We start from the raw sequence: 11,927 nt of genomic DNA on the forward strand, positions 1-11,927 counted from the left end.
ATTAAACGTTTTAACAAACAGAGGTGACTCCATGCGATATTTTATTTTAGGTGCTGGAAGCTGGGGTTGTACAATCGCACAATTACTTAAAGAAAATGGTCATGACGTTCTTTTATGGGCACATACCAACGAGCTTGCCCAAAAGTTAAATACATCGAAAACTATGCCACACATAGACGCTAATTTAGATGTATATGTAACCAGTGATATCTCCATTGGCAAAGAGTTCGATGTCATTGTAATAGCAACACCGACGCAGTTTATAAGAAATGTACTAAAGATGATTGATTATAAACCAAGTATTGTACTGAATCTTTCTAAAGGAATAGAGATAGCAACCGGAAAAAGAATATCTGAAATTGTGCATGAAATTTTAGGTTGTGAATATGCTATTTTATCGGGTCCATCACATGCTGAAGAAGTTGCGAAAAAGCTTCCAACAGCTGTTGTTGTTGCTGGAAGTAACGCAGAAGTTTTCCAAAAAGAATTTTCAAATGAATATTTTAGAGTCTACACCCACGATGATGTAACTGGCATTGAACTCGCCGGTGCTTTAAAGAACGTTATAGCCATCGCTGCCGGTATAGTAGATGGACTTGGAGGATGGGATAACGCAAAAGCTGCGCTTATTACACGCGGTTTGTACGAAATGATAAAATTTGGTATGCATTTTGATGCGAATCCATTAACGTTCATGGGACTTGCTGGATTAGGCGACTTGGTTGTTACATGTAATAGCAAACATAGTCGAAATAGACGCTATGGTGAAATGCTAACAAAAGAGTTTGACCCTATAAATTTACTACAAGCAAGTAAGGAAGTTGTTGAAGGAGCGTACACTTGCAAAGCAATAATCGAAAATTACGGTCACAAATTCGACCTTCCTATAATGAAGGAAGTCTATGAGGTAATTTACAATAAAAAGTCACCACTTGAATCTATAAAATCTTTGATGAATCGTACATTAAAAGTGGAGATGGAGGAAGTAAAAAAATGGCTGGAGAAAAATTTGAAAGATTAGTCGAAATAATGGCTACACTTAGAGGAGAAAATGGCTGCGATTGGGATAAAGCTCAGACACATGAATCTTTAAAGCCATACCTTATCGAAGAAGCTTACGAAGTATTAAACGCAATAGATTTGAAAGATGATGAAGAGTTAAAAGAAGAATTAGGTGATGTACTGTTACAGGTTGTTTTTCACTCACAAATCGCGAAAGAACGTGGGGTTTTTAACATAGATGATGTTATAGACACCTTGAACGATAAGTTAGTAAGAAGACATCCGCACGTTTTTGGTGATGCTCAAGGTTATTCATATGCACGTTGGGAAGAAATAAAGGCAAAAGAAAAAGGTGAAAAGAAAAGAACAAGTATTGGAGATGTGAATCACGCGCTACCTGGATTATCACTTGCAAGAAGAGTCCAAGAAAACGCTGCTGGTGTTGGTTTTGACTGGACAAAAATTGAAGACGTATGGAACAAGGTTCATGAAGAAATCGATGAACTTAAAAACGCAAAATCACCAGAAGAAGTTGAAGAAGAAGTCGGCGATTTGTTATTTGCCATAGTTAACTTATCAAGATTCTTAAATGTTGACCCCGAAACAGCCATTCGAAAGGCCACAGAGAAATTCATTAGCAGATTTGAAAAGATGGAAAAGTTAATCGAAATGGATAATAAAAAAGTAGAAGAATTAAACCTCGAAGAACTTGACGAATATTGGAATAAAGTAAAAGAAAATAGATAAAAAATCATCTAACCAGAGGTGGAATAGGTGATAGTATACGGTAGGAATGTACTAAAAGAAATATTGACAAGCAACCACCCAGTAAAGTTAATTTACTTTTCGGATTCACACGATAAGGAACTAGATAAGTTAATTGAACAAGTAAAAGAAAGAAAATTACCGTACACCATAGCACCAAAAAATGTCTTAAAAAAACTCTGTGGTGAGGAAAAAAATCAAGGGGTTGTTATAGATATTGGCGATTTCCAATATGCTGACGAAAGCTACTTACCAGAAAACCCATTTATAGTTTTATTAGACCAAGTTCAAGATCCGCAAAATCTTGGAGCCATTGTTCGAACAGCTGTAGCCGCAGGTGTCAATATGGTTGTACTGACGAAAGATAATAGCGCACATGTTACGCCGGGTTCAATTAAAGCATCGGCTGGTACTATTTTTAGAATACCGATAGTTATAACCGTTAATCTCGCAAGATACATTGAGAAATTGAAAGATAAAGGTGTATGGATATACGGTGCCGACATGCGTGGTAAACCACTTTGGGAAGTAAAACTTGAAAGACCTTTAGGCATTGTGTTTGGTAACGAGGGAAGTGGAATTAGACAACTTGTGAAAGAGTCCTGTGATGAACTTGTTTCAATACCGATGAAGACCCCTATAGATTCACTGAATGTCTCTGTAAGTGCTGGTATATTAATATACGAAGTACTTAGAAGAGAGATGGGTGGATGATAATTTTATCAGCAGAACCTTCATTTATCGATGAATACGAACCGGAAATTTTTATAACAACAACAATAAAAGGACACCATTTTGCTGTTCCTTACACTCTTTATTTCGACGGTTTGAAGCTCCATATATACCATTTCAAGGAATTGAAATACACAATCGATAAAAAGATAGATATAAAATATGATAAATATATATTCAGAATATTGATTGGTAATGAGATAGGCATCGCAGAAAATTACGTAAAATTACCGCCTGACATTTTCATCTGCTTTGACAAAACATCATATCCTTCAAAATATTTTTACAGAAAAGCCCAAATGTGGATTGGCGCACAAATTTCAAAAACAAATGTTTTTGGTCAAGTGATTTACACCAATGCGGTAAATAGAGTCTTGTTTTCCCCGAAAGCAGAAATTAACGAAGGAATAATTTTTGAAGGGACAACGCACGTTGTAATAGATGACTCATACTTCACTAAGCAAGAAAGCAAAAACAAACATACTATATGGCATGTGAAAAAATCGAAAGGAGAAAACAACAACGATAATGAAAAAGAAAAATGAATATATTCAAAACATACTTTCTAACAATAGTAAAATGGGTGATACGACTTTTGTTGCGTTCTGTACATCAGGATTAGAAGGTGCTTTAGCTAATGAACTAAGAAAAAACAATTACAAAATAACATATTCCTCCTCCGGGAGGATATTTTTTACCGCCGATTTGAAAGATACCCCTTCCATAAATACTAAACTCAAAGCTGCAGATAGAATCGCTATACTCATTTCTCAATTTTTCGCTGAAACATTCGATGAACTTTACGATAATATTCTGAAAAGTGGTGTAAAAGATTACGTTGAACCAAACGCGAAAATCACTATAGAGAAAATAAAGGTCACTAATTCAAAACTTAGTGCAACCGGGGCTATAGCGTCGGTTGTGAAAAAAGCTATCTTAGATAACATAAAGGGAAGTAACGAAACAGGTCCAGAATATCCATTTATAATTATCCTAAAGGATGATACGGTTTATCTATTACTTGATACGACTGGAAATATCGGTCTTCACAAAAGAGGGTACAGAATAAAAGCGAGTAAAGCTCCAATAAGAGAAACGATAGCGACTGGAGTAATAATCTTATCGCATTGGAATAGTGAAATTCCATTATTTGACCCATTCTGTGGCAGTGGGACGATACCAATCGAAGCCGCAATATTAGAAGTCCCAAATATTTCAAGAAAGTACGTTTCAGAAAATTGGAAAATATTAAAGAAAGAATGGGAAATAATAAAAAAGAATAATGGAAAAAACATTAAGACTGAAAATAAAAAAATATACGCATCAGACGTAGATTGTCAAGTGATAAATATCGCAAAAGAAAACTACAATAGAGCAAAAAAATTATTTAACATCAACACAAATATAGATTTCAAATGTACCGACTTCAGAAAACTTCCTGTCTTTAATGAACCTGCTTATGTGATTTCAAACCTACCATACGGTCAAAGAATAGAGGTGGATATTCTTAAAGAAATAAAAATATTAAGAGAAAAATTTCCAAAAGGAAAATTTTATTTAATCCATCCATCTGAAGATTTTGAAAAATACTTTGGCAAAGCAACAAAAAAATTTAAATTCCAAAATAGTGGAATATGGACATATCTGTATATGTACTATTGAAACTTTTAATCATAGAGAGGTGAAATATGCTTCTCATAGAAGAATTCCTAGACAATTGTTATCAAATAGCAAAAAAAATTGAGGAAACTAGTTTAAACGAACTTATCGAATATATCGAAGATAACTTCGATAAAATAGATGATCCCTTACTGTTGGATAACGAAATAAAACAAAAATTAAGCGAATTTACGGAATATATTCTCTCTTCAAAAAAATTACCTATCGAAAGAGCCCTAAAAAGGCTACAACAAGTCAGTGGAATGGTAGAAAGATTCAAGTACAATTACCTAACTTCAACTTTAGAATGTTCAGACGTTCCAAAGCCACTTGATACACCAATTAAATACGCAAAAGGTGTTGGACCTTCAAGAGAAAAATTGTTGAAAAAATTAGGTATTGAAACTATAGGAGATCTAATAAACTGCTTCCCAAGAGATTACGAAGATAGGAGAAAAATAATTCCTATTGTGTTTATAAGGGAAAATGAGAAAGTAACTACCAAGGGGATAATTAAAAGTGTTGAAAAAATTAAAAAAGGGGATTTAGTCATTATCAGTGCACTACTACAGGATGGAATAAGTCAGGTTGTTTTGAAGTGGTTCAACCAAGAATTCAAAGAACTTGAATTAAAGCAACTCATTAATAAAGAGGTTTATGTCTCAGGCACACCAAAGCGAGGATTTTTCGGAGCGATTGAAATACAAAATCCTGAAATAAGTCTTAGCAACTCTCCTGAACGCGAAATAATACCGATATATCCACTTACTGAAAACTTAACGCAAAAAACTCTGAGGAAAATTATAGAAGACAACATATCGGCAGTGTGTAATTATCAAGACGTTATTCCAAATGAAATAGTAGAAATCAGAAAACTATTAGACATCAAAAGAGCGTACATTGGAATGCACTTTCCAAGAAGTTCGTTCCATCAGAAATTGAGTCGAAAAAGACTTGCTTATGAAGAATTGTTGTTATTCCAGTTGGCACTCTTCATTTCAAGAAAAAATGTTGAAAAGATCGGTGGTATTGCTAAACAACTTTCCGGTCAATTAGCCGAAAAATTTGTAAATTCACTGCCATTCAAACTCACAAACGCACAAATCAGAGCCCATAACGAAATTCGACAAGATTTGATGAGTCCAAATCCTATGAACAGACTTTTGCAAGGTGATGTTGGTAGTGGTAAAACATTAGTCGCGGAACTTGCGATAATAGATAATTACGAGGCAGGTTTCCAAAGTGCATTAATGGTTCCAACATCAATACTTGCGATTCAACACTATCAAAAAATATTTAACCACTTAACGAATTTGGGAATACGTGTAGCGTTGCTAATTGGCTCCACGAGTCAAAAGGAAAAAGACAAGATTAAATTCGCGCTCAAAAATGGTGACCTTGATGTAATCATAGGTACGCATGCGCTAATTCAAGAAGATGTACACTTTGCCAACCTTGGACTTGTAATTATCGATGAACAGCACAGATTTGGCGTTAAACAAAGAGAAGAATTGATATCAAAAGGTAAGGTTGTTGACACGCTAATAATGACGGCAACTCCTATCCCCCGCACACTTTCACTGACTTTATACGGTGACCTTGACGTGTCCATTATCGACGAAATGCCACCTGGAAGAAAAGAAATAAAAACATTTACGTTAAAACATACACGCGCGAAAGAAGTATACAAATTTGTCAAAGACCAAATCATCGAAAACGGCGATCAAGCTTACATAGTATATCCACTAATCGAACAATCCGACCAAATAAACGCAAAGGCAGCTGAAGATATGTATGAAAAACTAAGCAAAGAAGCTTTTGCGGATATACCTATGGGGCTTTTGCATGGAAGGATGTCAGATTTTGAAAAAAACGAAGTTATGAGTAAATTTGTTAAGGGTGAAATAAAGATATTGGTCTCAACATCCGTTATAGAAGTCGGGGTTGATGTGCCTAATGCAACAATAATGGTTATAGAAAATGCCGAAAGATTTGGACTCGCGCAATTACATCAACTTCGTGGACGAGTTGGAAGAGGAAGCAAACAGAGCTATTGTTTCTTAATTGTAAGCGAAGCAGGTGAAGAAGCATGGGATAGATTACAGTTTTTTGCCAGTACAACAGATGGATTCAAAGTTGCGGAATACGACATGAGGCTTAGAGGACCTGGTGAATTCTTTGGAACACGTCAACATGGAATGATGGACTTTAAAGTAGCTGATCTGATTTCTGATTCAGAGTTAATAATGCTAGCAAGAGAGGACGCGAAATGGATAATTGAAAATCAAGCTGAAAGCGGTATAATAAAAAAGGTATTTGAATTATACGGTGATAGAATCAAACTTTTAGATGTTGGATAAAGTTTTTCATTATGTTATAATAAGAACGGGACTTCATTAAATTTATCAAGGAGGTATCAAGGTATGAAAAAGTACGCAAAAACTCACGAATGGTTCGATACAGAAACAGGTTTGGTAGGAATTTCTAATCATGCTCAAGAACAACTTGGCGATATCGTCTTTGTTGACCTCCCGCAAGTAGGAAAAGAAGTTAAAAAAGGCGAAGTAATACTTTCATTGGAAAGCGTTAAAGCAGCAGGCGATATATACGCGCCAGTCAGTGGAAAAATTGTTGAAGTAAACGAAAAAGTCAGCGCAACACCGGAGCTTGTTAACCAAGATCCAGAAGGTGAAGGTTGGCTTGTAAAAATCGAACCAACTAACCCATCAGAAATTGAAGAACTTCTTACAGAAGAAGAGTACAAAAAAATATTAGAGGGGGAATAATTTAAAGATGACGAATATAAACGCTTACTCCGTATTAATGTTCATAGCAAATATTGTACTTGCTGTTCCTTTGATATTAGCCGTTATCCAACAGTCTAAAGCTTCTATGAACATAGCAAACGTGGTATCAGTAGTTTACATACTTATTTCAGTTGGATTTTTCTCTGGTGATTTTAAATCTTTCTTCTCAAAATTAGGGCTCTCAATATCACCTGTTGCCTACGTAATAATAGCCATTTTAACCTTTATAATAGCTAGAGATTTTAGCGAGTTGAGAGTTAGAAATGGCATGAGAAAAGCTTTTGTATTAGGAATTATCATGGTGTTAATTAACGTAATTGACTTTTTCACAGTTAAAAGTGCTGCGCTTATTCCTCTTTTATCACTAACCTGGGCATTTGTAATTTGCATTATAGTTGGTTTAATGAAGTGGAACATCGAATAAACTTTACAAATTAGAGATTAATAGCTAAAAATATCCGGATTGGTTTAAAAACAAGAGGTATCTTAAATAAGATGCCTCTTGTTTTTTATTTTTAAAATTTATGGTATAATTTTCAGGAAAAACAGAGATTAAATTTAATCAATGGAGGTGTATAAGATGCGCAAAACAAAAATCGTTGCTACCATAGGTCCCGCCTGTGAACAAGAGGATAATATTGTTAAGCTCATTGAGTGTGGGGTTAACGTATTTCGCTTAAATTCTTCGCATGAAACCATAGAAATCCACAGAGAAAGGATACATAGACTCAAAAAAATTAGAGAGAAAGGATACAATTTTGCTATACTTTTAGACTTGGCTGGTCCGAAAATTAGAACAGGAAAATTTGATAAAGAATACGTAACACTTGAAAATGGTAGCAATGTTGAAATCGTCTGTGGTGAGGAATTCGTCGGAAATGAGCAAAAATTTTGGATAAACTACGACAAACTATACGAAGAAATAAAACCTTCTGAAAAAATCCTTATAAACGATGGTGCAATTGCGCTTACGGTGGAGGAAGTTATAAAAGATAAAAAAACAATTATCTGCAAAGTAGACCGTGGTGGGACAATTACACACAAGCGTGGAGTGAATTTACCAGGCGTAGATGTTTCTATACCATCGATAACAGATAAAGATAAAGAATTCATTAGACTTGGTAACGAAGAAGCAATTGACTACTTCGCTCTCTCATTTGTCAGAAAAGCGAAAGATGTTAAAATGGCAAAGGAACTTACAGATATCCCTATCATAGCAAAAATTGAAACAGCTCAAGCATTAGACAATTTAGAGGAAATTGTCAGTGTCGCAGATGCTGTTATGGTTGCGCGGGGCGACTTGGGAGTAGAAATTCCAGTTTCTCAAGTACCGATTGCGCAAAAAAGGATAATTGAGATAGCAAGCCTCTACAAGAAACCGGTCATAACCGCAACCCAGATGCTTGAAAGCATGATAAACAAACCAACCCCAACAAGAGCGGAAGTAACGGACATTTCAAATGCTATATTAGATGGTACCGATGCTATAATGCTTTCTGGAGAAACATCAATTGGAAAATACCCATGCGAAGCGGTAAGAGTTATGGACGAAGTTGCTAAGAATACTGAACAATATATGGAAGAATACGAAACATATAAATTCGACTGGTTAAAAGAATACTCTTCAAGTTTTGACTTAACAAGCGCAATTTCATATGCTGCCACAAATCTTGCAAAAAATGTAGAGGCAAAACTTATAATAATAGCTACAAATACAGGGACAACAGCTATAAGCATTTCAAAGTACAAACCATCCATTCCTGTTATGGCAGCTACGAACAATTCAAAAACATTCCATAGACTATGCCTTACTTGGGGTGTAATACCTGTCATGTTAGAAGAAAAACTAACAACAGATGAGATGATTGAAAGTGTCGTAAACAAAGCCAAATCGCTTGGATTAGCAAAGAAAGATGACAAAGTTATAATAGTAGCTGGTATACCGTGGGGTAAACCAGGAACAACAAATACAGTCCAAGTACAAACAATACTCTAAAACTCTATTTTAAAAATTTAATATGAAATATACAATTACCCTCTTGAATTTAACAAGATAATTGGTATAATATACGAGTGATGTTTTATCATCACACTATTTTTTCTTTAAGCATAAAATAAAATATTAGAAACGGAAAATAAATAAAGGGAGGAATCAAAGATGGCAAAATGTGAAATATGCGGAAAAGAACCAAGAGCTGGTAAAAACGTTAGCCACTCAAACAGACATACAAACAGATGGTTTAAGCCAAATGTTCAAAAAGTAAGGGTTCTTCTCGACGATGGAACAGTTAAAAGAATGAATGTCTGTACCAGCTGTTTAAAAGCAGGAAAAGTTAGAAGATACGTAAGCAAATCACAATCCGTAGCATTGGAGGCATAAAAAGCGGGGTTTTCCCCGCTTTTTTTGAAGTATGATATATAAAGTGAGAAAAACTTACAAATATTTCACTTTCGTTGTGTTATTAATTAGTTCACCTTTTGTGTTTTATCTTTTTTCCTTGCAACTTTCAACAATAGCAAATACTATAGTTACGATAAGTTACCTATGCCTTCTGCTGTTAACAGCAGAAGCTTTTTTCTTAAATATAAAAATTAATGGCGAATTCCTTGAATCTATGTTTTTTAAAGTAAAGCTGAGTGATATAATAGATATAGAAAATGGCATTTTTTCCACAAAGATTAGGACTATGTGGAAAATGTATTATTTACCACCTATGGAAAAGATAAATTTAAATCACAAGTCTCCTAAAATTAGAACTTTAAAAAGTGATAATCATTTTTAAGACGGAAGAATTACTCAAAATTGGAAAGATTGGATAGGGGTGTTCTCATGGAAAGCAGGAGGACTTATGCAGTTATAAATGTTAGAAATTATTTAGACAATCTAAGATTTTTTCAAACACACTGCGCGCCCGCAAAGGTGATGCCCGTCGTTAAAGCTAACGCGTACGGTCATGGGGCAGTTCAACTTGCAAAAGCTGCGCAAAAAATTGGCATTGATTACTTTGCCGTCGCATTTTTAGAAGAAGCTATCGAGTTAAGAAAACACGGTATATCTAAAGATATACTCGTTTTCAATTACATTGAACCTGATTTACTTCACATCGCCATGGAAAACAATATAACAATTACACTATATTCTTGGGAACAATTGTGGAAGTACACTAAATACGTATGGCGCCCAAAAGCACATATTAAAATAGATACCGGAATGAGAAGGTTAGGTGTTTATCCGGAAGAAGCCAAAGACTTCATTGAATCCGCGCGTAACGTCGGATTCGAAGTTGAGGGAGCCTATACACACTTTGCAGTAGCAGATAGCTTAGATGATGAGGATGTAAAATTTACACAGCAACAGGTAGAAAAATTCGCAAATTTGAATCTTGATGTTAAGATAAAGCATCTTTGCAACAGTGGAGCGTCTGTTTCAAAAATCGTTAACTGCTTTGATTATGTAAGAGTTGGAATTGCCAGTTATGGTCTTCAACCAAGTGATAGTGTTTACAGTGAGCAATTAAAACCTGTTCTCTCATGGAAAACGACAGTCTCACATGTGAAGACAATTCAACCTGGCGATTCCGTAAGTTACGGTAGGACTTTCAAAGCGTTCACTGAGATGAGAATAGCAACAATTCCAGTAGGTTACGCCGATGGATATTGGCGTCATTTATCAAATAAAGGATATGTACTTATCCATGGTGAAAAATGTCCCATTATTGGTAGGGTTTGCATGGACCAATTTATGGTTGACGTTACACATTTAGAAGACGTAAAAATTGGTGATGAGGTTATATTAATTGGTAAACAAGGCGATAACATCATCACCGCTGAAGAGATTGCAAAACTTGTTGGAACAATAAATTACGAGGTTACATGCCGAATATCAGAGCGTGTACCACGAAAATATGAGGGGTTGGAATTGTGAATATACCAAAAGAGATTCTTGAAAAATTGAAAGCTCCGTACATCGAGGAGTTAGAAAATTTTGTTGAAAGGGAAATAGATGGGATATTCAAAGTACGTAGTAAAAAATTGCAAGAAACAAAGGATGGAAAAAAATTCCTGCTTTTAACATTAGAAGATAGAACTGGAAGCATCAGGGCGGTAGATTGGTATAACGCAGAAAAAAATGACCAAATAATCCAAAATGGAACGATAGTTGGAGTAACTGGTCGCGTAGTATATTTTGAAGAAAGGTTGCAAATAAATATATCAAACTCTGATAATGCCTTGAGAAAACTAAATGAATCAGAATACGACATTGAGCGATTTGTTTCAAAAGCAAGTAATCCTGAGGAAATGTACAAACAACTCGTTGAACTTATAGACTCTGTAAAAGATAAAGACTATAAAAGAGTACTTGAAATATTCTTCGTTGAGGATAAAAGCTTTGCGGAAGCATTTAAGACAACACCTGCTGGAATGAGAATACACCATGCATACATCGGTGGTTTACTTGAACATTCATTAAACGTTGCAAAGATAATAGATAAAGTTTGCGTAATTTACGATAAATTAGACAGGGATTTACTCATTGCTGGTGCACTTTTGCACGATATTGGAAAAGTCAAAGAGTACACCATCAATCAAAAAGGTATCGAAATCACAACAGAGGGTGAGTTAATCGGTCATATCATAATGGGGGTAGAATATTTAGATAGAAAAGTTAAAGGTATTCCTTATGATAAGCTGATAAAACTGAAGCACCTTATCGCTTCACACCACGGTGAATTTGAATGGGGCTCTCCTGTGGTACCCAAAACGCCGGAGGCATTAGTATTACACTTCATTGAAAATATGGATTCGAAGTTAAATAGAGTCTTTCAGATAATGGACAAAGAAAACGACGGAAAAGAATGGAGCGAATACGATACTAATTTGAGCAGAAGATTCCTGCTCAAATGATTTGAAACTATATAAACTATATAAACTATATAAATTTAAACATGAGGGTGATAATTC

At 35.1% G+C, this 11,927-nt stretch carries 13 protein-coding genes; all 13 read left to right on the forward strand.

Annotation, left to right across the window (positions count from 1 at the left end; genetic code table 11):
• Positions 1-31: 31 nt before the first annotated feature.
• The 13 genes from AS161_RS02935 (at position 32) to AS161_RS02995 (ending at position 11,870) form a co-directional block, all read left to right on the forward strand.
• Positions 32-1,021: an NAD(P)H-dependent glycerol-3-phosphate dehydrogenase gene (locus AS161_RS02935; RefSeq protein WP_011994179.1), complete on the forward strand. Its 990-nt coding sequence runs from the start codon at positions 32-34 to the stop codon at positions 1,019-1,021.
• Positions 994-1,749, forward strand: coding sequence for a nucleoside triphosphate pyrophosphohydrolase (gene mazG, locus AS161_RS02940; RefSeq protein ID WP_011994180.1), 756 nt, complete (start codon positions 994-996; stop codon positions 1,747-1,749). The genes AS161_RS02935 and mazG overlap by 28 nt, the downstream gene beginning before the upstream one ends.
• 27 nt (positions 1,750-1,776) lie before the next feature.
• On the forward strand, positions 1,777-2,481 hold the full coding sequence (rlmB, locus tag AS161_RS02945; RefSeq protein ID WP_011994181.1) for a 23S rRNA (guanosine(2251)-2'-O)-methyltransferase RlmB: 705 nt from the start codon (positions 1,777-1,779) through the stop codon (positions 2,479-2,481).
• The gene (locus tag AS161_RS02950; RefSeq protein ID WP_011994182.1) at positions 2,478-3,044 is read left to right on the forward strand and encodes a hypothetical protein; all 567 of its coding nucleotides are present in this window, start codon (positions 2,478-2,480) and stop codon (positions 3,042-3,044) included. Before rlmB ends, AS161_RS02950 begins: the two co-directional genes overlap by 4 nt.
• Positions 3,028-4,161 carry an RNA methyltransferase gene (locus AS161_RS02955; protein WP_011994183.1) on the forward strand — a complete coding sequence of 378 codons (1,134 nt, stop codon included), beginning with the start codon at positions 3,028-3,030 and terminating at the stop codon, positions 4,159-4,161. The genes AS161_RS02950 and AS161_RS02955 overlap by 17 nt, the downstream gene beginning before the upstream one ends.
• Positions 4,162-4,187: 26 nt before the next feature.
• On the forward strand, positions 4,188-6,518 hold the full coding sequence (gene recG, locus AS161_RS02960; RefSeq protein ID WP_164541737.1) for an ATP-dependent DNA helicase RecG: 2,331 nt from the start codon (positions 4,188-4,190) through the stop codon (positions 6,516-6,518).
• Positions 6,519-6,581: 63 nt separating this feature from the next.
• Positions 6,582-6,944, forward strand: a complete 363-nt coding sequence (gene gcvH, locus AS161_RS02965) for a glycine cleavage system protein GcvH (RefSeq protein ID WP_164541738.1) — start codon at positions 6,582-6,584, stop codon at positions 6,942-6,944.
• A gap of 7 nt (positions 6,945-6,951) precedes the next feature.
• Positions 6,952-7,389, forward strand: a complete 438-nt coding sequence (locus AS161_RS02970; protein WP_011994186.1) for a hypothetical protein — start codon at positions 6,952-6,954, stop codon at positions 7,387-7,389.
• A 156-nt stretch (positions 7,390-7,545) separates the two neighbouring features.
• On the forward strand, positions 7,546-8,961 hold the full coding sequence (gene pyk, locus AS161_RS02975) for a pyruvate kinase (protein ID WP_164541739.1): 1,416 nt from the start codon (positions 7,546-7,548) through the stop codon (positions 8,959-8,961).
• 162 nt (positions 8,962-9,123) lie between these two features.
• The gene (gene rpmB, locus AS161_RS02980) at positions 9,124-9,345 is read left to right on the forward strand and encodes a 50S ribosomal protein L28 (protein WP_011994187.1); all 222 of its coding nucleotides are present in this window, start codon (positions 9,124-9,126) and stop codon (positions 9,343-9,345) included.
• 31 nt (positions 9,346-9,376) lie between these two features.
• Positions 9,377-9,748, forward strand: coding sequence for a hypothetical protein (locus tag AS161_RS02985; RefSeq protein ID WP_041256917.1), 372 nt, complete (start codon positions 9,377-9,379; stop codon positions 9,746-9,748).
• A 47-nt stretch (positions 9,749-9,795) separates the two neighbouring features.
• A complete protein-coding gene (alr, locus tag AS161_RS02990; protein WP_011994188.1) occupies positions 9,796-10,890 on the forward strand; it encodes an alanine racemase in 1,095 nt (364 codons plus the stop codon).
• Positions 10,887-11,870: an HD domain-containing protein gene (locus tag AS161_RS02995; protein WP_011994189.1), complete on the forward strand. Its 984-nt coding sequence runs from the start codon at positions 10,887-10,889 to the stop codon at positions 11,868-11,870. The genes alr and AS161_RS02995 overlap by 4 nt, the downstream gene beginning before the upstream one ends.
• Positions 11,871-11,927 lie beyond the last annotated feature (57 nt).

It is taken from the genome of Fervidobacterium sp. 2310opik-2 (genome assembly GCF_011057735.1).
Classification (GTDB): Bacteria; Thermotogota; Thermotogae; order Thermotogales; family Fervidobacteriaceae; genus Fervidobacterium; species Fervidobacterium nodosum.

What these genes read in the sequence shown, in the direction of transcription:
- AS161_RS02935 (WP_011994179.1), top strand. Translation starts at nt 32, where the DNA reads ATGCGATATTTTATTTTAGGTGCTGGAAGCTGGGGTTGTACAATCGCA.
- mazG (WP_011994180.1), top strand. Translation starts at nt 994, where the DNA reads ATGGCTGGAGAAAAATTTGAAAGATTAGTCGAAATAATGGCTACACTT.
- AS161_RS02950 (WP_011994182.1), top strand. Translation starts at nt 2,478, where the DNA reads ATGATAATTTTATCAGCAGAACCTTCATTTATCGATGAATACGAACCG.
- AS161_RS02955 (WP_011994183.1), top strand. Translation starts at nt 3,028, where the DNA reads ATGAAAAAGAAAAATGAATATATTCAAAACATACTTTCTAACAATAGT.
- recG (WP_164541737.1), top strand. Translation starts at nt 4,188, where the DNA reads ATGCTTCTCATAGAAGAATTCCTAGACAATTGTTATCAAATAGCAAAA.
- gcvH (WP_164541738.1), top strand. Translation starts at nt 6,582, where the DNA reads ATGAAAAAGTACGCAAAAACTCACGAATGGTTCGATACAGAAACAGGT.
- AS161_RS02970 (WP_011994186.1), top strand. Translation starts at nt 6,952, where the DNA reads ATGACGAATATAAACGCTTACTCCGTATTAATGTTCATAGCAAATATT.
- pyk (WP_164541739.1), top strand. Translation starts at nt 7,546, where the DNA reads ATGCGCAAAACAAAAATCGTTGCTACCATAGGTCCCGCCTGTGAACAA.
- rpmB (WP_011994187.1), top strand. Translation starts at nt 9,124, where the DNA reads ATGGCAAAATGTGAAATATGCGGAAAAGAACCAAGAGCTGGTAAAAAC.
- AS161_RS02985 (WP_041256917.1), top strand. Translation starts at nt 9,377, where the DNA reads ATGATATATAAAGTGAGAAAAACTTACAAATATTTCACTTTCGTTGTG.
- alr (WP_011994188.1), top strand. Translation starts at nt 9,796, where the DNA reads ATGGAAAGCAGGAGGACTTATGCAGTTATAAATGTTAGAAATTATTTA.